Source organism: Streptomyces sp. NBC_00433, from assembly GCA_036015235.1.
GTDB lineage: Bacteria > Actinomycetota > Actinomycetes > Streptomycetales > Streptomycetaceae > Actinacidiphila.
Genome location: CP107926.1, coordinates 3,632,727 through 3,650,941 on the forward strand (window position 1 = coordinate 3,632,727; position 18,215 = coordinate 3,650,941).

The 18,215-nt window shown below is 73.3% G+C and carries 16 protein-coding genes; 8 read left to right on the plus strand and 8 right to left on the minus strand.

Annotated features, from left to right (window positions below; all coding sequences use genetic code 11):
• The first annotated feature begins 25 nt into the window (after nt 1-25).
• The 3 genes from OG900_15005 to OG900_15015 are packed head-to-tail and all read left to right on the plus strand — an operon-like array spanning nt 26 to nt 1,493.
• A complete protein-coding gene (locus OG900_15005) occupies nt 26-583 on the plus strand; it encodes a MarR family transcriptional regulator (GenBank protein WUH91284.1) in 558 nt (185 codons plus the stop codon).
• 32 nt (nt 584-615) lie between these two features.
• Complete coding sequence (locus OG900_15010; GenBank protein WUH91285.1) at nt 616-1,185, plus strand: RNA polymerase; 570 nt, start codon at nt 616-618, stop codon at nt 1,183-1,185.
• Nucleotides 1,182-1,493 carry a hypothetical protein gene (locus OG900_15015; protein WUH91286.1) on the plus strand — a complete coding sequence of 104 codons (312 nt, stop codon included), beginning with the start codon at nt 1,182-1,184 and terminating at the stop codon, nt 1,491-1,493. Before OG900_15010 ends, OG900_15015 begins: the two co-directional genes overlap by 4 nt.
• A 10-nt stretch (nt 1,494-1,503) precedes the next feature.
• On the opposite strand, the gene OG900_15020 is transcribed toward OG900_15015, so the two are convergent.
• Nucleotides 1,504-2,646, minus strand: a complete 1,143-nt coding sequence (locus OG900_15020; GenBank protein WUH91287.1) for a cystathionine gamma-synthase — start codon at nt 2,644-2,646, stop codon at nt 1,504-1,506.
• 116 nt (nt 2,647-2,762) lie between these two features.
• On the opposite strand from OG900_15020, the gene OG900_15025 reads away from it, so the two are divergent.
• On the plus strand, nt 2,763-3,278 hold the full coding sequence (locus OG900_15025; GenBank protein WUH91288.1) for a hypothetical protein: 516 nt from the start codon (nt 2,763-2,765) through the stop codon (nt 3,276-3,278).
• A gap of 88 nt (nt 3,279-3,366) precedes the next feature.
• Here the strand turns inward: OG900_15025 and OG900_15030 are convergent, their stop codons facing one another.
• A complete protein-coding gene (locus OG900_15030; GenBank protein WUH91289.1) occupies nt 3,367-5,433 on the minus strand; it encodes a right-handed parallel beta-helix repeat-containing protein in 2,067 nt (688 codons plus the stop codon).
• Nucleotides 5,434-5,871: 438 nt separating this feature from the next.
• Between OG900_15030 and OG900_15035 the strand changes: the two genes are divergently transcribed.
• The gene (locus OG900_15035) at nt 5,872-6,693 is read left to right on the plus strand and encodes a phosphatase PAP2 family protein (protein ID WUH91290.1); all 822 of its coding nucleotides are present in this window, start codon (nt 5,872-5,874) and stop codon (nt 6,691-6,693) included.
• Between the two features lie 109 nt (nt 6,694-6,802).
• Here the strand turns inward: OG900_15035 and xylA are convergent, their stop codons facing one another.
• A complete protein-coding gene (gene xylA, locus OG900_15040; GenBank protein ID WUH91291.1) occupies nt 6,803-7,984 on the minus strand; it encodes a xylose isomerase in 1,182 nt (393 codons plus the stop codon).
• 102 nt (nt 7,985-8,086) lie between these two features.
• Between xylA and xylB the strand changes: the two genes are divergently transcribed.
• Both xylB and OG900_15050 read left to right on the plus strand, forming a co-directional pair.
• Nucleotides 8,087-9,511, plus strand: coding sequence for a xylulokinase (gene xylB, locus OG900_15045; GenBank protein ID WUH91292.1), 1,425 nt, complete (start codon nt 8,087-8,089; stop codon nt 9,509-9,511).
• A 743-nt stretch (nt 9,512-10,254) separates the two neighbouring features.
• Nucleotides 10,255-11,466 carry an ROK family protein gene (locus OG900_15050; protein WUH91293.1) on the plus strand — a complete coding sequence of 404 codons (1,212 nt, stop codon included), beginning with the start codon at nt 10,255-10,257 and terminating at the stop codon, nt 11,464-11,466.
• Here the strand turns inward: OG900_15050 and OG900_15055 are convergent.
• Nucleotides 11,414-12,766, minus strand: a complete 1,353-nt coding sequence (locus OG900_15055; protein ID WUH91294.1) for an Ig-like domain-containing protein — start codon at nt 12,764-12,766, stop codon at nt 11,414-11,416. The two genes, OG900_15050 and OG900_15055, sit on opposite strands and share 53 nt — an antisense overlap.
• A 366-nt stretch (nt 12,767-13,132) precedes the next feature.
• Here OG900_15055 and OG900_15060 point away from each other — a divergent pair, with 366 nt between their 5' ends.
• Nucleotides 13,133-13,360: a hypothetical protein gene (locus tag OG900_15060; GenBank protein ID WUH91295.1), complete on the plus strand. Its 228-nt coding sequence runs from the start codon at nt 13,133-13,135 to the stop codon at nt 13,358-13,360.
• A 43-nt stretch (nt 13,361-13,403) separates the two neighbouring features.
• Here OG900_15060 and hutH read toward each other — a convergent pair whose 3' ends face one another.
• The 4 genes from hutH to OG900_15080 all read right to left on the minus strand — a co-directional run bounded on the left by hutH (nt 13,404) and on the right by OG900_15080 (nt 18,121).
• The gene (gene hutH / locus OG900_15065; GenBank protein WUH91296.1) at nt 13,404-14,963 is read right to left on the minus strand and encodes a histidine ammonia-lyase; all 1,560 of its coding nucleotides are present in this window, start codon (nt 14,961-14,963) and stop codon (nt 13,404-13,406) included.
• 232 nt (nt 14,964-15,195) lie between these two features.
• Nucleotides 15,196-16,344, minus strand: a complete 1,149-nt coding sequence (locus OG900_15070) for a sensor domain-containing diguanylate cyclase (protein WUH91297.1) — start codon at nt 16,342-16,344, stop codon at nt 15,196-15,198.
• A gap of 348 nt (nt 16,345-16,692) precedes the next feature.
• Nucleotides 16,693-17,493: an enoyl-CoA hydratase-related protein gene (locus OG900_15075; protein WUH91298.1), complete on the minus strand. Its 801-nt coding sequence runs from the start codon at nt 17,491-17,493 to the stop codon at nt 16,693-16,695.
• A 64-nt stretch (nt 17,494-17,557) separates the two neighbouring features.
• Nucleotides 17,558-18,121, minus strand: a complete 564-nt coding sequence (locus tag OG900_15080; protein ID WUH91299.1) for a TetR/AcrR family transcriptional regulator — start codon at nt 18,119-18,121, stop codon at nt 17,558-17,560.
• Between the last annotated feature and the right edge of the window lie 94 nt (nt 18,122-18,215).

The following is an 18,215-nucleotide window of genomic DNA, read 5'->3' on the forward strand; positions in this document are numbered from 1 at the left end:
CCGACAGAACGCGAGCTTCAAGGTCATGTCCAAACCGACGGAGACCTCGTCAGAACTCCTCGAGCGCCTCCAGCACCAGGTGGCCCTTTTCGCCCGCCGCGCGGAACAGACCCGGCTCGGCGGTGTGGGCAGAGCCCGCAACTCGATGGACCGCGCCGCATATCTGCTGCTCAACCGGCTCGACCGGGAGGGCCCGATGGGCGTCAAGGCGCTCGCGGAGGCCATGGGCATCGACTCCTCGACAGTGACCAGACAGGTCGCGCCGCTGGTCGACACCGGCCTGGTCAAGCGCACCTCGCACCCCGACGACGGCAGAGCCGTGGTGCTGGCGGTCTCGCCGCGCGGCCGCGGCCGGCTCGACGAGGTGCGCGACTCGCGCCGCCGGCTCATGGCCGAGGTCACCGACGGCTGGACGACCGGGGAGCGCGAGGTCTTCACCGACCTCCTCGTCCGCTTCAACGCCGCGCTCGCCGACTGGCACGCGGGCCTCGGCCGCGGCGACGACGACGCTCCGGGAGCGGCGGAAGGTGCGCCGCGTTCCGATGGTGCGTACGAGTCGCAGGGGGACGCGCAAGGGGCTTGACCGCGAATACCCGCTTGCCGTCCCATGGCCGCGTGGGCAAGCGCCGGGCGGCAGCGGAGATCCGACGGGACGCCGAATTCGCGGCGTTCACCGCCGGGGCGGCGGGCCGCCTGCTGCACACCGCCACGCTGCTCACCGGCGACCGGGAGCAGGCCGAGCGGCTGCTGGCCGCGACGCTGGCGCGTACGTACGCCGACTGGCTGCGGATGCGCGCCGAGGACCCGTACGACCAGGCGCGGGCGGAGCTGGTACGCCGCTTCGCCGGCCGGCCGTGGTGGCGGCGCCCGCGCGGCGGGGTGCTCGCGCGGCTCACCCCGCAGGAGCGGCTCGTCGTCACGATGCGCTATTTCGAGGGCGTCGCGGAGGAGCAGACGGCGGCGCAGCTCGGGCTGGCCACCGACCGGGTCAGGGCGATCTGCGCCAGGGCCACGGCGACCCTGCGCAGCCGCCGCTACGACCCGGCGGGACCCGCCCCGGCCGGCGACGGCACGGACGGCCCACCGCCCTCGGCACGACCGCGGCAACCGCCGCGGACGGTCGCCGAGGCCCGCGACCGCGCGGACCTGGCCGCCCGCCGGGCAGCCGGGCAGGTGGCGCCGTGAGGGCGCCGAACCGGCGGGACGACGAGGTGCGGCGGCTGCTCGACACCCCCCACCCGGTGGTGCCCGCCGGCCTGGTGGCCGGGGCGGCCGCGCGGGGGCGGCGTACGGTACGCCGCCGCCGCGCCGGGCTGCACATGCTGTGGGTGCTGCTGCTGGCCGCCCTGGTGGCCGGCGTCGTCCTCGCGGTGCTCGCCCGGCCCCACCACGAAGCCCCGCCCGACGAAACCGGCGGCACCTGGTGGGCGCCGGTGAGCCTGGGCCGGCTCGGGCAGACCCTCGGGGCGCCGCCTCCGCCGTGGGGTGTGTAGGGCCGCGGTCTCAGCCCAGCGCCTGCGTCAGGTCGGCCAGCAGGTCGTCCACCGCTTCGATGCCGACCGACAGGCGGACCAGGTCGGCCGGCACCTCAAGGGCGGAGCCGGCCACCGAGGCGTGCGTCATCCGGCCCGGGTGCTCGATCAGCGACTCGACGCCGCCCAGCGACTCGCCGAGGGTGAAGAGCTCCGCCCGGTCGCACACCGCGACCGCCGCGTCCTCGCCGCCGTCGACCCGGAAGGACACCATCCCGCCGAAGGCCCGCATCTGCTTGGCGGCGACCTCGTGGCCGGGGTGCTCGGGCAGCCCCGGGTAGTAGACCTGGCGCACCCTGGGGTGCGCGGCCAGCAGTTCCGCGACCCGGGTGGCGTTCGCGCTGTGCCGGTCCATGCGCACGGCGAGGGTCTTGATGCCGCGCATCACCAGCCACGCGTCGAAGGGCCCGGCGACCGCGCCCATCGCGTTCTGGTGGTAGGCCAGCTCCTCGCCGAGCGCGGTGTCCGAGGTCACCAGGGCGCCGCCGACGACGTCGGAGTGGCCGCCCATGTACTTGGTCGTGGAGTGCACCACGATGTCGGCGCCCAGCGCGAGCGGCTGCTGGAGGTAGGGGCTGGCGAAGGTGTTGTCGACCACCAGCCGCACCCCCGCCTGCCGGGCCACCCCGGCGAGCGCGGCGATGTCGGTGATGCCCAGCAGCGGGTTGGACGGCGTCTCGACCCAGATCAGCTTCGTCTCGGGCCTGACCGCGTCCCGTACCGCCTGCACGTCGGAGGTGTCGGCCACCGACCAGGCCACGCCCCAGCGCTCGACGACCTTCGCGAACAGCCGGAAGGTGCCGCCGTAGGCGTCGTTCGGGATCACCACGTGGTCGCCGGGTGCCAGGACCGTACGCAGCAGGCAGTCCTCGGCCGCCAGGCCGGACGCGAAGGCCAGGCCGCGGCTGCCGCCCTCCAGCGCCGCCAGGTTCTGTTCGAGTGCGGTCCTCGTCGGGTTCGCGGACCTGCTGTACTCGTAGCCGCCGCGCAGGCCGCCGACGCCGTCCTGCTTGTACGTCGACACCTGGTAGATCGGTGTGACGACGGCGCCGGTGCTCGCGTCGGCCGGCTGCCCCGCGTGGATGGCCAGGGTCTCGAAGTGCTGATCGCTCATGGAGCCGAGCGTAGTGCCCCGCGGCGTCCGGCCAGTGGCGGTAATGCACCGGCGCGGCCCCGGCTCTGGTAGTCATGTGCGGTGGCGGGTAGGGCGACTGACCGGGGGTGGGCTGGGTGCACGGGGGCAGGGCGGCGGCGATCGACGACGTGGTCTGGGCGCGATCGGGGCCCGAGGCGCGGGTGAGGGCCGCGCTGGGGCTGCTGGACGACCGCAGGGACGCGACGGGCGCGCGGCCGCTCGGTCTCGGGGTGCGGGAGATCATGGAGATCGAACGCGACCAGCCGGGACCGGTCGGGGCCGCCTACCGCTGCTTCCTGGCGGTGACCGGTGGCGGTTTCGGCCGTTTCCTGGTCAGCAGCGACGTCTTCTACCCGCTGATGCTGGGCCTGCGGGAGGCGGCGGAGGACCTGCTGGCCGAGCACGGTGTGCCCTTCCGCTTCGAGGCGGGCGACCGGGTGGTGCTGATGTACCAGGGCTACCGCTTCGACTTCCTGCGCGGGCCCGGTCCCGACCCCGAGGTGTGGTCGTACAACGAGCCGGACGGCGCCTTCGCCGGGCCGAACGCCACCGGTGAGCGCTTCACCGACTGGCTGCGCTCGGCGGCCGAACGCGAGGCGGGGCTGCGCTGACCCGGGCCGGGCGCCGGGCCGTCCGCGCGAACCGGCCGGCCGCTGTCAGGAGCGGCCGGCCGGGGGTTTCGCGCTTACCGGTTCACGCTCACCAGGTGGACGGGGCCGCGGGCGGCACCACGGTCGGGCGGTCGTTGCAGGTGATGGTGTTGGGCAGCTCCCAGGGCGCCAGCCAGGGGCCCGTCGTGCCGCCGCCGTCATTGCCGCCGAGGTCGGTGACGGCGAATTCGGAGCCGGTGGCGGGGAAGTTGAAGGAGCCGCAGTTGTTGATGCCGACGGCTCCGACATTGCGGGCGTCGACGTTCTCGAAGGTCGCGCCGCCCTTGACGCGGGCGCTGAGCACGGAGGTGCCGGTGCCGTCGACCTGGATGTCCTTGAAGTGGACGCCGGTGATGGAGTAGAGGTCCTTCACCGGGAAGTCGCTGACCAGCATGATCGCGTTAAAGGTGCTGTCGAGGAAGCGGTCGCCGGTCACCTGGATGTCGGCGTCGATGTTCTTCTCCAGCGCGTAGAACCAGATCGCGCCGAGCCCGATGTTCCAGTTCAGCTCGTAAGTGCCGGCCCTGACCGTGGTGTTGTCGGTGATCGACAGCTTGCCGGTGAAGGCCTCGGAGCCGAAGCGGGAGCCGACGTGGAGGGCGCTGCCCTCGCGGATCGGGTCGGCGATCAGGTTGGCCGAGACCGTGTTGTCGGAACCGCCGTAGGCGGCGATGCCGTTGGCGAGCACCGGGGTCTGCACGGTGTTGTGGTCGATCGTGTTGTTCGCGTCCTCGGTCTTCTCCGACCACATCGCGAGCGCGTCGTCACCGGTGTTGCGCAGGAAGTTGCCGGAGATGGCCGAATGCGTCACGCCGGTGTGGAAGTTGATGCCGTCGGCGATCTGGTCCACGATCACGTTGTTCGTGATCCGCAGGTTGCTCATCGGCCCGTCGAACCACATGCCGACCTTGGTGTGCTGGATGTACAGCCCGTCGATGGTGGAGTTGCTCAGCGACCCGCCGATCCCGTTGACCTGGTCGGTGTCGATCCGCTCGCGCACGTCGCCCTGGATCGCGAAGCCGGACAGGTGGACGTCGGAACTGCCGCCCGCCGCCGCGTCCTTGCCGTAGAAGCCGACGCCGGTGTGCACGGACCCTCCCCCAGGCGCCGGGGTCGCCAGGTCCACCTGGTGGCCCTTGACGACCGTGTACCAGTTGCCCGCGCCCTCGATGGTGACGTGGTCGACGATGATGTGCCGGTTCACCTGGTAGGTGCCCGGCGGGATGTAGACCTTCAGGTGGGCGCGCTTCGCGAAGGCGATGGCCTTGTCGATCGCGTCGGCCGAGTCCCGCCGCCCGGTCGGGTCGGCGCCGAAGAGCAGCACGTTCGCGGCCGGCAGGTCGACCTTCGGGGGTGCGACCAGCTGCGAGTCCATCAGGTCCACGGTGGTGGCCGCGGCCCCGGCCGGCACGCTCAGCCGTACGGTCTGGCCGGCCTTGTACGTACGCCCGAGCAGCAGCCGCTGCTCGTCGTAGAAGTGGTTGGGCCTGAAGGGCTTGGCGAAGACCGGTGTCGGCGTGGTGGCCTGCGGGACGCACGCGCACTCGGTGACCCAGTAGTCGGGGTGCAGGATGTCGGCGTTCGGGTCGTTCGAGAACGGGTACAGGTTGTACAGCCAGGCGTACTGCGAGGTCAGCGTCATCGTCCTGGCCGCGCCGCCGTCGACGGCGACCTTCAGCGGCGAGGTGCGGCCGCCGCCCGCGGGCGCGTCGGGGATGCTGTAGCGCACGTTGATCGCGTTGGCCGCGCCGGGCAGCGTGAAGTCCACGTACTGCCCCGGCTGCAGGGTCACCGCGCTGCGGCCCGACGCCTCGGCGGGCAGCGTGTACGCGTCCCGGCCGGGCCCGATGACGGTGCCGTCGGTGACCGCGTTCTCGGCCTCCTGCTCGGCGAAGCCGACATTCGCGCCGCGCCCCGCGGTCAGCGCCGGGTCGAGCGCGGCCCGGGTCACCACGGCCTTCCCGGCACTCCTGCCGGCCGTACCGGCGACCGCGGTTCCGCCGGCCAGCACGCCGAGCGCGGCCGCCGCGGCGGTCACCGACGCGACGGTCACTACGGCTCTTCGCCGCGGACCTCTTGACCATCTCGCCACAGCACCGGTGATGCTCCGTGACATCGAAAGCTCGATTCTCTCGGGACAGGCTCATGGGGGGTTCCCTGAAACCCCCGACGCCTGCGGCCTCCCCGGTCTGGCAGCGGTTCACCGGCGGGCGGCGGGTGAGGCGAACCTAGGTCGGCGCCGCCCGTTTCCACAAGGCTCGTGCGAGCGTATTTCGCATCTTTGCCGTCCAAGTTCACAACAGTGCACGCTTTTTGCGTCTCCCGATACGCGCGTTGCGCTCAACACCCGGTGGGCCTCCCCCGCGCCCGCCGCCGTGACGCGTTTCTCACACCGGGCACACGCCGTCAACCACCCGGACATTTCGCCAGGGTTTTGCGAGGATGGCCGACAGCGGTCGGCTTCACGTCGGTTCAGCGGGGCAGGCGGTGGAGGCGAAAGCTGCGTCCGGACTGGTCGGTGGAGTCGGTGGAGGGGCAGGGCTGCGGTATGGGGATGGGAATCGGGACGTCGTCGGTGATCGTCGGCAAGCGCCTGCTTCCCAGACCGCCGCGAGTGCCGCTGCCCGCCAGACTGCCGCAGCTGCTGCCCGAACTGCTGCTGCTCGTCGCGGTCAACGCGCTCTACAAATACGGGCGCAAGGTCGCCAACGGGCATACGGAGGAGGCCTACCGGCACGCCGGCTCGGTGTGGTCGTTCGAGCGGGCGGTGCACCTGCCGAGCGAGGCCTCGGTGCAACGGCTCATGCTGCACAGCGAGACGGTGATCCACGCCGCCAACTACCTCTACGCCACGGTCCACTTCCCGGCCATGGTCGTCTTCCTGGGGTGGATGTTCACCAAGAAGCGGGCGCACTACCTGTGGATCAGGCGGGCCATCGTGATCCAGACGATGCTGGCCCTCATCGGGCACCTGTTCTTCCCGCTCGCCCCGCCGCGGCTGCTGCACGGCGACGGCATGGTCGACACCGCGGCGGTCTACGGGCCCGCCGTCTACGGCAAGCCGGACAGCGGCTCGTTGGCCAACCAGTTCGCGGCGATGCCGTCACTGCACGTCGGCTGGGCGCTGGCCATCGCGGTCGGGCTGATCGCCGCCCACCGCTCGCGCTGGCGGTGGCTGTGGCTGCTGCACCCGGTGGTCACCATGCTGGTGGTGGTCGGCACCGCCAACCACTACTGGCTGGACTGCCTCGTCGGCTCCGCCCTGCTGGGCGTGGCGCTCGCCCTCATCCCCGGCCCGGTCACCGACCCGCCCGAGCCGCTGCCGGGCCGCGGGCACTGGGCCTGGCCGCTCAAGCGGCTGCCGGCGCGGAACTGACCCGCCCCGCCGGCGGGGCGGCGGGCGGCACCCGCCCAGGGGCGCGGGGAGCCGCGCGGCCGGCCACGGAGGACCGGCCGCGGGAGGCGGCCCCGCGCCCCGAAGGGGCTCAGCGGGCGCCGAGCAGGTGCTCCATCGCGAGCTGGTCGAGGTGCTCGAAGGCCATGCCGCGCGCGGCGGCGGCGTCGGCGTCGAAGTCCTCGTAGGACGCGCGGTCGGCCAGCAGGCCGGCCAGGCCCTCGCCCTCGGCGACGGTCGGCTGGGCGAGCTGGTCGAGGCGGGCGGCGACCAGGGCCTCCTGCACGGCCGGGTCGGCGCGGAAGGCGGCGGTCCGGTCCTTGAGCAGCAGGTAGTTGCGCATGCAGCCGGCGGCCGACGCCCACACGCCGTCGTAGTCCTCGGTGCGCGGCGGCTTGAAGTCGAAGTGCCGCGGGCCCTCGTAGCCCGCCGACTCCAGCAGGTCCACCAGCCAGAAGGCCGAGCGCAGGTCGCCGGCGCCGAAGCGCAGGTCCTGGTCGTACTTGATGCCGGTCTGGCCGTTCAGGTCGATGTGGAAGAGCTTGTTGTGCCACAGCGCCTGCGCGATGCCGTGCGGGAAGTTCAGCCCGGCCATCTGCTCGTGGCCGACCTCGGGGTTGACGCCGACCATCTCGGGGCGCTCAAGGGTGTTGATGAACGCCAGCGCGTGGCCGACGGTCGGCAGCAGGATGTCGCCGCGCGGCTCGTTCGGCTTGGGCTCGATCGCGAACTTCAGGTCGTAGCCCTTCTCGGTGACGTAGTCGCCGAGCAGGTCGAAGGCCTCCTTGAAGCGGTCGAGCGCGACCCGGACGTCCTTGGCGGCGCCGGACTCGGCGCCCTCGCGGCCGCCCCACGCGACATAGACCTTGGCGCCCAGCTCGGCGGCCAGGTCGATGTTGCGGATGGTCTTGCGCAGTGCGAAGCGCCGCACGTCGCGGTCGTTGGCCGTGAAGCCGCCGTCCTTGAAGACCGGGTGGGTGAAGAGGTTGGTGGTCGCCATCGGGACGGTCAGCCCGGTGGTGTCCAGCGCGGCGCGGAAGCGCTTGACGAGCGCGTCGCGCTCCGCGTCGGACGACCCGAAGGGGATCAGGTCGTCGTCGTGGAAGGTCACACCGTACGCACCGAGCTCCGCGAGCTTGGTGACGGTCTCGACCGGGTCGAGCGGCGCGCGGGTCGCCTCACCGAAGGGGTCGCGACCCTGCCAGCCCACCGTCCACAGGCCGAAGGTGAACTTGTGCTCGGGCCCCGGGGTGAGGTTCGTCTCGGAAGTCATTACGGCTCGCTCCTATTCGTCAGACTGTTGAACAAATTAGTATGCGAGGCCGATGATGGGAAGTGGCAGCTCGCGACGGGCTCAGGAAGGGACAGGAATCACATGGGGTCGGACAGCGCATCGCACGGACCGGTCGTCCTCGGGATCGACAGTTCCACGCAATCCACCAAGGTGCTGGCGGTGGACGTCGAGACCGGCGCCGTCCTGGCCACGGGCCAGGCGCGGCACACCGTGAGCACCGGCGCGGGACGGGAGACCGACCCCGAGGTGTGGTGGTCGGCGCTGCAGGACGCGCTCGGCCAGCTGGGTGAATGGGCCGGCCGCGCCGAGGCCGTCTCGGTCGGCGGCCAGCAGCACGGGCTCGTGGTGCTCGACGCGGACGGGCGGCCGCTGCGGCCCGCCATGCTCTGGAACGACGTCAGGTCGGCGCCGCAGGCCGCCGCACTGGTCGACAAGTACGGCGCCGGGCACTGGGCCCAGCGCTTCGGCTCGGTGCCGGGCGCCAGCTTCACCGTCTCCAAGTGGGCTTGGCTCGCCGAGCACGAGCCGGCTGCCGCCGAGGCCGCCCGCGCGGTGCGGCTGCCGCACGACTTCCTGACCGAGCGCCTCTCCGGCGCCGCCGTCACCGACCGCGGCGACGCGTCGGGCACCGGCTGGTGGCGCTCCGACACCGAGGCGTACGACGAGACGCTGCTCGCCGAGATCGGGCTCGCGCCCGAGCTGCTGCCCACCGTGCTCGGCCCCGGCGAGCGGGCCGGCACCGTACGCGACGGGCTGCCGCTGCGGGCCGGCGCGATCGTCGCCGCCGGCACCGGCGACAACGCCGCCGCCGCGCTCGGCCTCGGCCTCACGCCCGGCCGGGCCGCCCTCAGCCTCGGCACCTCGGGCACCGTCTACGCGGTGTCGCGGCAGCGGCCGACCGACGTCGGCGGGGTGGTGGCCGGCTTCGCCGCCGCCGACGGCGGGTGGCTGCCGCTCGCGTGCACCCTGAACTGCACGCTCGCCGTCGACAAGGTGGCCGCGCTGCTCGGCCGGCAGCGGGAGGACGTCGAGCCCGGCGGCTCGGTCGCCTTCCTGCCCTTCCTCGACGGCGAGCGCACACCGAACCTGCCGTACGCGTCCGGCCTGCTCACCGGCCTGCGCCACGACACGACAGCCGGGCAGATCCTCCAGGGCGCCTACGACGGTGCCGTCTACGCGCTGCTCGGCGCCCTCGACCAGGTCCTCGCCGTGGACGGCGGCGCCCCCTCCGACGAGCCGCTGCTCGTCATCGGCGGCGGCTCGCGCGGTGTCGCGTGGCTCGAGACCGTACGCCGGCTGTCCGGCCGCCCCGTCCAGGTCCCCGAGGCCGCGGAACTCGTCGCCATCGGCGCGGCCGTGCAGGCTGCCGCCGCGCTCACGGGTGAGGCCGCGCCGGCGATCGCGTCCCGCTGGTCGACCACCGCGGGCCGCGTCCACCCCGCCCTCCCCCTGGACGAGTCCGCCCGCACCCGCCTCGCGGCCGCCCTGCCCCTCGCCGGAGCGTAACCGGGTGCCCCTCGCGCTGAATCCCCCAGGTGGGTGCCCCCTCCTGCCGCGCACACCTGCGGCCCGGTGGGGTGCGCGCCCCTGGGCGGGTGCCACTTGCGGTGGCATTCCCTGCCTGCGGCCCGGTGGGGGCTTGTCGCTCCGTTCTCCCCCAGAGCTTCGCCTGGGGGTACCCCCACGCGCCCCTTTGGGCTTGCGTCTTCCGCCGTCAGGCGTTTGCCCCTGGCAGGGGCTGGCTCTGCACAGAGGGCGAGCGTTTTTCAGGGGCGCGCGGGGGTACCCCCAGGCGAAGCGCTGGGGGAGAACGGAGCGACCAGCCACGACGGCGGCCGCAGGCAAGCGACGCACCGCAAGGGCCAATCACCTGGGGGCGCGGGGAACTGCGCGACAAGCCACGACGGGCCGTCGTGTGGCGACGGGCTGCCACCAGCCCAGGGGCGCGGGGAACTGCGCGCCCCGCCGAAGAGGCGGGGAAGAAAGCGACGCACCGCAAGGGGCAATCACCCAGGGGCGCGTGGGGGTACCCCCAGGCGAAGCTCTGGGGGAGAACGGAGCGACAAGCCCCCACTCAGCGCGACTGTGGAGTCCGTAACAGCACCCCGCAGGGAGTGGCACTCTCTCAAGGGCGCAACCCACCGCGCGGGCAGGGCGCCACGTACGCGCGGGCGTACTACCGACAACCGGACCGGAGGGACATCGTGGGGAAGGGCACGGGCGCACAAGCCGGCCTTCGGCAACGAAACATGGCACTGGTCACCCAGGCCCTCGCCGCGGGCGAGAAGGTGACGAGGGCCGCGGTCGCCGCGGAGGTGGGGCTGACGCGGGCCACCGTGTCGACGCTCGTGGACGAGTTGCTGGCCGCGGGGCTCGTGGAGGAGCAGGGCGCGCAGCGCCCGGGAACGGTCGGCCGCCCGGGCACGGTGCTCGCGCTGGCCGAGACGGGCCCGGCCGGCATCGGGGCGGAGATCGGCGTGGACCACCTGGCGGCCTGCGCGGTGGACCTGCGCGGCAAGGTGCGGGTCCGCGCGCAGCGCCCCGCGGCGAACCGCGGCCGCCCGGCGGCGGCGGTCCTGGAGGAGCTGGCGGAACTGACCTCCGGTGTCATCGCGGAGGCCGCGAAGGCCGGACTGCACCCGGTGCGTACGACGGTCGCGGTGCCGGGACTGATCGGCCCGGACCGCGGCACGGTGCTGCGGGCGCCGAACCTGGGCTGGGAGGACGTGCCGCTGGCCGCCGCTTTCAGCGAGGGCGCGGCCGTGGAGAACGAGGCGAATCTCGGCGCCCTGGCCGAGCTGTGGCTCGGCGGCCACGACGGCCGCCTCACCGACTTCGTGCACGTGTCCGCCGAGATCGGCATCGGCGCGGCCCTGGTCGTGGAGGGCCGCCTCTTCCGCGGCGCCCGCGGCTTCGCGGGCGAGCTGGGCCATGTGCCCGTGCGCCCGGACGGACCGCGCTGCTCGTGCGGTGCGAACGGCTGCCTTGAGACCTACGCTGGCGAGGAGGCGCTGCTGCGGGCCGCCGGTGTGCGTACCGGGCGCGGCGCGGCCCTGAAGGCGGCGGCTGTCGAGGGCGACCCCTCGGCACTGCGTGCGCTGGAGGAGGCAGGCGCCGCCCTGGGCATAGCCCTCAGCGGTGCGGTCAACCTGCTCGACCCGCAGGCCGTGGTGGTCGGCGGCCCGCTCGCGGACCTCGCGCCCTGGCTGCTGCCGGGCGTGCGCCGCGAGCTGGCCGCGCGGGTCACGGACCGCCAGTGGCGGGCCCAGGACGTGCTGATCTCCCGGCTCGGCCATGACGGCGTGCTGCGCGGGGCCGCCTACAGCTCGGTGCGTACCGTGCTGGACGACCCCGCGACGTGGATCCGTACGGTGACGGAGGGTGCGGAAGGCCCGGAGGGGGCGGGGCTCACAGAGCCGAGCCCGCCACCCACTGGCTCCACGTCATATTCCAGCCGTTGAGCCCGTTGCTGGGCTGGATGACCTTGTCGGGCGAGTTGACGACCGTGACGACGTCGCCGAGCAGCGAGTGGTCGTAGAACCACGCCGCGTCGGTGGTCGGGTCGCCGCCGCCCTTGACGTCCTCGATGCCGATGCAGCCGTGGCTGGTGTTGGCCGAGCCGAAGACCGACGGGTCGCCCCAGTAGTTGCCGTGGATGAAGGTGCCTGAGTCGCTCAGCCGCATGGCGTGCGGGACGTCGGGGATGTCGTACTCGCCCTTGCCGTCGGCGTCGGTGAAGCCGACGGTGGCCCCGTTCATGCGGGTGGTCTGGTCCTTCTCCTCGATGACCATCTTGCCGTCATAGGTGGTGTGGCCCTCGGCGCCGGCCGAGATCGGGACGGTCCTGATGACCTGGCCGTCGCGGACGACGGTCATCATGTGCGTCTTGGTGTCGACCGTGGATATCTGCGAGCGGCCCACGTCGAAGCCGACGGTCTTGTGCTGCACGCCGTAGACGCCGGGGGCGCCCTTGACGCCCTTGAGGTTCAGGTCGAGCGTGACGTGCGAGCCGGCCGTCCAGTACGTCTGGGGGCGCAGGTCGAGCCGCTTGGAGCTGAACCAGTGGCCGACCACCGGCTGCCCGCTGCTGGACGTCACGGTGACGCCCCGCTGCACGGCGGCCCGGTCGGCCTTGGATATGGCGTGGTCGAAGTTGACCGACACCGGCATCCCGACGCCGACGGTGGAACCGTCCTCGGGCGTGAAGTAGCCGGTGAAGGTCGACGGCGTGGCCGCCGCGGTCGCGAAGGTGGAGGTCGCGGCGGCGGGCTGGCCCGACGTGTCGACGGCGCCCGCGGCGATCGAATACTGGGCGCTGTGCGACAGCGAGCCGGACGGGGTCCAGCTCTTCTTGTCGGCGGACAGCTTGCCCGCGACCGTGTGCCCGGTGGCCTTGGCCTTCATCGTCACCGACGTCAGGGTGCCGCCGCTGACGGAGACCTTGACCGCCCCGGTGACCTTGGCGCCGGTGGCGCCGGACTTCGGGGTGATGGTGATCTTCGCGGCCGAGGTGTGCTTGGCCGCCGCGGCGTCCTGGCTGGCCTGCGTGAGCGGGGAGGGTGTCTGGCTCGGCGTCTGCTTCGTGGCCTGGGCGCTCGCCGACGGGCTGGCCGACGCCGTGCTGTCCGCGTGCCCGCCGCCGCTGTTGCACGCGGCGAGGGCGACACTCCCGCCGATCAGCACCGCCGCGGCCGCGAGCGTACGTCGCCGGGTGATCTTACGGTGCTTTGCGGGGGCAGATCCGTTGTCTCGCGGCGTCACGCATCTCTCCAATGGGGCTGGGGTCCCCCGCAGCGGCACACCACGGGCTTCTTCCGTCCCTATGGAAACAGCCGCCTCTGTGCAAATCACCCTTTCCGGTCATAACTGTGTCCTTTCACACGCCACGGGGGCGGACGGCACCTCTCCGGTGACCTTCCGTGCCCGGGGTGCGCCGCTGCGTGGCGGCGGCGAACCCCCGTTCACCGGTGCGGGACCGGTCGGCGTGACCGACCCGCGCGGGGCTGGACACGACTTCCCAAGGAGTGGCAGGAGTCACTACCATCAGCCCCCACGGTCAAGTCGTCGCAACCCCTGGGGGTTCCATTGGCCTCGCCCCGCCCTTACGTGGCCGCAGCAGCCGCATCGGTGCTGGCAGCGCTTTATTTCGTACCGTCCGCGAGCGCAAGCCCCCAGCACGCGCCGGCGACGTCCCCCCGCCATGCCGCGCCGGCGGCGGCGTCCCAGCACATCGACCTCGCCGACACGGGCAGCATCGACACCAAGCCGTACGTCATCGGCGGCTCGACCTTCCTGATCCTCGGCGCCGGCCTGCTCGTCGACGCGACCCGGCGGGCTCGCCGGGCCGCGCTCTGACCCTGCCGGCTCCGCGGTAGGCCTACGCGTCAGGCGTGACGCGTCACGCCAGCGGTCCGGTGACGCTCTCCGCCGCGCGGACCAGCGCGCCGGACCGTACGAAGGCGTGCGCCGCCTCCAGGTCCGGCGACAGGAAGCGGTCGCGCCCCGGGCCCGGCACCCCCGCCTCCCTTACGGCCGCGAGCACGGCGGCCGTGGCGGGCGCGGGCCTGCCGCCCGCGACGGCCCTGATCTCCAGCGCCCGGGTGGCCGCGAACATCTCCACGGCGATGATCCGCGCCAGCGCGTCGACCGCGGTACGCAGCTTGCGCGCCGCCGACCAGCCCATCGACACGTGGTCCTCCTGCATCGCGGAGGACGGGATCGAGTCGACCGAGGCCGGCACCGCGAGCCGCTTCATCTCGCTGACCAGCGCGGCCTGCGTGTACTGGGCGATCATCAGCCCGGAGTCCACGCCGGGGTCGTCGGCCAGGAAGGGCGGCAGCCCGTGCGACCTGTTCTTGTCCAGCAGCCGGTCGGTACGCCGCTCCGCGATCGACCCGAGGTCGGCGGCGGCGATGGCCAGGAAGTCCAGCACGTAGCCGACGGGGGCGCCGTGGAAGTTGCCGTTCGACTCCACCCGCCCTCCGGAGCCCTCGACCAGGACCACGGGATTGTCGACGGCCGCGGCCAGTTCGCGCTCCGCGACCAGCCGGGCGTGCGCGAGGGTGTCCCGGCCCGCACCGGCCACCTGCGGGGCGCAGCGGATGGAGTACGCGTCCTGCACGCGGGGCGCGTCGTCCTGATGATGCCCCGTCAGCCCCGAACCCGCCAGCACCTTGGCCATGTTGGCCGCGGAGGCCGCCTGCCCCGGGTGCGGCCGGATCGCGTGCAGCTCGGGCGCGAGCACCCGCTCGGTGCCGAGCAGCGCTTCGAGCGACAGCGCGGCCGTGATGTCGGCCGCGGTGAACAGCCCCGCGAGGTCGGCGCACGCCATCACCAGCATGCCGAGCATGCCGTCGGTGCCGTTGATGAGGGCCAGGCCCTCCTTCTCCCGCAGCTCCACCGGCTCGATGCCGTGCGCGGCGAGCAGCTCGGCCGCCGGCCGCACCTCCCCGTCGGGCCCCTCGGCCTCGCCCTCCCCCATCAGCACCTGGGCGCAGTGCGCGAGCGGCGCGAGGTCCCCGGAGCAGCCGAGGCTGCCGTACTCGTGGACCACCGGCGTGATCCCGGCGTTCAGCAGCGCGGCCATCGTCTCCGCGACGACCGGGCGCACACCCGTGCGGCCCGACGCGAGCGTCTTGAGCCGCAGGAACATCAGTGCGCGGACCACCTCGCGCTCCACGTGCGGGCCCATGCCGGCGGCGTGCGAGCGCACGAGGGAACGCTGCAGCTGCGCTCGCAGTTCGGGTGAGATGTGCCGGACGGCGAGGGCGCCGAAGCCGGTGGAAACCCCGTACACCGGCTCCGGCTTGGCAGCCAGCGCCTCGACGACTTCCCTGGCCGCCGCCATGCCGGCCGTCGCGGCCGGCCCCACCTCGACGACGGCGCCGGCGCGGGCCACGGCGAGGACGTCCTCGGGGGTGGCCCCGTGGGGGCCGATCACCACGTTGTGCATATTCATATTCACGCACCCTAGGCACTGAATCCTTTGCTGTCACCCTCGCGCCCGACGACCTTGCGCCCATCGGCCCCCCTGCGCAGAGGTGCCCCTGCCAGGGATCAACGCCTGACGGCGGAAGACGCAAGCCCAAAGGGGCGCGTGGGGGTACCCCCAGGCGAAGCGCTGGGGGAGAACGGAGAGACAAGCCACCACACAGCGGCACCGTGGAGTCCGCAACAGCACCCCGCAGGGGTCAGTGGCCGCGGAGGTGGCGGCGGTCCGCGGTCGAGGCGGGTGGCGGGGAGTCCGCGAGATGGAGGACCGGGTCCTCCGGCCCCTCGCGGCCGGCAACGATCGGCCGCCCCGAACGCAACGCCTTGGCCCGGTATTGCGCCGCGTCGGCAAGACGGAAGAGCCGCCGCGCCGACCGCACCGGCCCGATCGGATCCGCGGTGGAGGCGACGCCGCAGGCGACCCCTTCCCCCACGTCGAGCTTGGCGGCCCGTACGCACAATTCCGTGGCCGCCGTCACCACCTCGTCCGCGGGACTCCCCACCGCGACGATGCAGAATTCGTCACCGCCCAGCCGGGCGGCGAGGCTCCCGGGGAGCATGGCGCCGCACAGGGAGAGGAGTGAACCGAAGCGTTCGAGGAGCCGGTCGCCCACCGCGTGGCCGAGCTGGTCGTTGACCTTCTTGAGGCCGTTGAGGTCGCAGACCATGAGGCTGACGGCGGTGCCGTCGGCCCGATGCTGCTCCAGGGCCTCGTCGAGGCGCTGGTCGACTGCCCGGCGGTTGCCGAGGCCGGTGAGCGGATCGGTGAAGGCCAGCCGCTGGACTTCGGCGAGCCGCTCGGTCTGGGCGATCCCGGACGCGATGACCGAGGCGAGCACGGTGGCGAAGTCGGCGTCGGGGCGGGCGAAGGGCGGCTCGCCGTGGCCGCGGGCGACGTACACCTCGCCCCACGCCCGCCCGTGCAGGACGAGCGGTGCGACGACGCAGCTGCCGCGGCCCCGGCGGCGCAGGGCCGCGGCCCGGCCCCAGCTGCTGCCGCCCGGCGAGGCGCCGGTGCCCTCGGACGTCTCGACCCAGGCGTGCGGTTGGCCGCCCCGCGCCCAGCTGCCGTGCAGGAATTCGGCGATCTCGGGGAAGTCGTGGACGGAGTACGACTCGTCGTCCGGTTCCGGCTCCTCGCCGGGGGCGAGGTCGCCGTCGTTGACGAGTACGCGCAGCCGCCCGGTCTCCCGCTCCCACGCGGACACCGCGGCGAAGGACCCGCCCATCGCCAGCCGCGCCCGGTGCGCACCCGCGCGGGCCGCGTCCTGCGGGGTCTGTGCGGTCGCGAGCGCCTGCGCCAGCTCGACGACGGCGCGAAGCCGTACGTCGGCCGTCCCGTCCACCATCTCCCCAGGCTAGAGAGCTTTGCCCATTTCCGGGCCCCAGCTACGCCGAACGGCCCCGCCGCGCCGACCCCCACCCACCGTCACGTGCCGACGGACCGCAACGCCCCCAGGGGCGCGGGAAACTGCCCACCAACCCCCACCGGGCGCGCGGGTCACCACCGACCCGAAGGGGCAGCCCGGCCCTCCCCCGGAGCTTCGCCTGGGGGTACCCCCATCTCGCTTCGCTCGGACCACCCGCCGGTGGACGGCTGAGCGCGCCGTTCCCCGCGCCCCTGGTGGGCACCCCCTTGCCGAAAGGGCACCCCACCCCCACCGCGCCCCGGGGAAGCGCGCCCCCTGCGGAAGGGGCTAGTCGGTCGGCCAGTTGGGCGGGCGGTGGTCGTTGAAGGCCGCCACGCCCTCCGTGCGGTCGGGCGAGAACGCCACCGTCCGCCACGCCGCGTCCTCGACGTCGAGGCCGGCGCGGAGGTCGAGTCCGTGGCCCAGGCGCATGGCGCGTTTGGCGGCGCGCAGGCCGACCGGGGAGTTCGACGCGATGCGGGCCGCGAGGGCCAGAGCGGCGGGGCGGGCGGTCTCGGGCTCGGGGGCCAGGTGGTCGACGAGGCCCAGGGCGAGGGCCTCGGGGGCGGGGACGCGGCGGGCGGTGAAGACGAGTTCGGCCGCGCGGGCGGCGCCGACGCGGCGCGGGAGGAGCTGGGTGCCGCCGCCGCCGGGGATGACGCCGACGGAGACCTCGGGCAGGCCGAGCACGGCCGTGGCGTCGGCGACGATCAGGTCGCAGGCGAGGGCCAGCTCGTAGCCGCCGCCGAGGGCGTAGCCGTGGACGGCGGCGATGGCGGGCATCGGCAGGTCGAGCACACCGGTGTACGCGGCGCGGGCGTAAGGCCGCTGGCGGCCCAGCTCGGCGTCGGTCAGGGAGTTGCGCTCCTTGAGGTCGGCGCCGACGCAGAAGGCCTTCTCGCTGGAGGAGCTGAGGACGGTGACGCTCACCGTCCGGTCGGCCGCGAGCGCGGCGCACGCGGCGGCGATGGCCTCGGCCATGGCCGTCGAGACGGCGTTCATGGCGGCGGGCCGGTCGAGCACCAGCTCGGCCACCCGGTCGCCGTGGCGCTCGACCCGCACCCACTCGCCGTACCGCACCTCACCCATCGGACCGCCTCCCGGTTAACGACCGTGAACCGGGCCATCCTCGCACGGGCTTCCCGCCACCGGGTCACTGCGGGGGCGCGGGGACCTCACGGGGTGCCAGGATGCCGTTGACGGCGAGCGACATCAGGCGGTCGAAGGTCTTCCTGTCCTCGGGGTTCTTCTCGGCGCACAGCACGATCGCCGAGGTCAGCTTGAGCAGGTCGGCCATCTCGATGCCGTCGCGGACCGCGCCGGACTCCTGCGCGCGGCTGAGCAGCGCGCCCCCGGATTCGCGCAGCTGCGTCTTGCACTGGAGCATCCGGCCGTCGGACTGGGCGAGGATCGCCGAGGACAGGCCGCGGTACATGGCGGAGTGCGCGCCCACCGCGCGCAGCCAGGAGAAGAGCGCGCCCGCGGGGTCGTCCGCGGTGATGAGGTCGTCGGCCCGCTCGCTGAGCGATTCCAGCTCGCGGATGAAGACCGCGTTCATCAGGGAGTAGCGGTCGGGGAAGTGCCGGTAGAGCGTGCCGATGCCGACGCCTGCGTGGCGGGCGATGTCTTCGAGGGCGACGTCCGTGCCGTGCACGATGAAGGCCTGCTTGGCCTCCTCCAGCAACCGGTCGTAGTTGCGCTGTGCGTCTGCCCGCATTTCCGTCCCGCCTCCCGGGTGCCGGGGATCGCTTCCCCGAATCCGATTGTAGAACCGGAGGAAGGCTCCGTATAGTTACCGGAGACGACCTCCG

Bases quoted from the DNA above. Each gene is read 5' to 3' on its own strand.
- OG900_15080 (WUH91299.1), bottom strand. From the start codon at position 18,121: ATGCGGGCAGACGCACAGCGCAACTACGACCGGTTGCTGGAGGAGGCC.
- OG900_15050 (WUH91293.1), top strand. From the start codon at position 10,255: ATGGCACTGGTCACCCAGGCCCTCGCCGCGGGCGAGAAGGTGACGAGG.
- xylA (WUH91291.1), bottom strand. From the start codon at position 7,984: ATGACTTCCGAGACGAACCTCACCCCGGGGCCCGAGCACAAGTTCACC.
- xylB (WUH91292.1), top strand. From the start codon at position 8,087: ATGGGGTCGGACAGCGCATCGCACGGACCGGTCGTCCTCGGGATCGAC.
- OG900_15020 (WUH91287.1), bottom strand. From the start codon at position 2,646: ATGAGCGATCAGCACTTCGAGACCCTGGCCATCCACGCGGGGCAGCCG.
- OG900_15070 (WUH91297.1), bottom strand. From the start codon at position 16,344: ATGGTGGACGGGACGGCCGACGTACGGCTTCGCGCCGTCGTCGAGCTG.
- OG900_15005 (WUH91284.1), top strand. From the start codon at position 26: ATGTCCAAACCGACGGAGACCTCGTCAGAACTCCTCGAGCGCCTCCAG.
- OG900_15030 (WUH91289.1), bottom strand. From the start codon at position 5,433: ATGTCACGGAGCATCACCGGTGCTGTGGCGAGATGGTCAAGAGGTCCG.
- OG900_15075 (WUH91298.1), bottom strand. From the start codon at position 17,493: ATGGGTGAGGTGCGGTACGGCGAGTGGGTGCGGGTCGAGCGCCACGGC.
- OG900_15035 (WUH91290.1), top strand. From the start codon at position 5,872: ATGGGAATCGGGACGTCGTCGGTGATCGTCGGCAAGCGCCTGCTTCCC.
- hutH (WUH91296.1), bottom strand. From the start codon at position 14,963: ATGAATATGCACAACGTGGTGATCGGCCCCCACGGGGCCACCCCCGAG.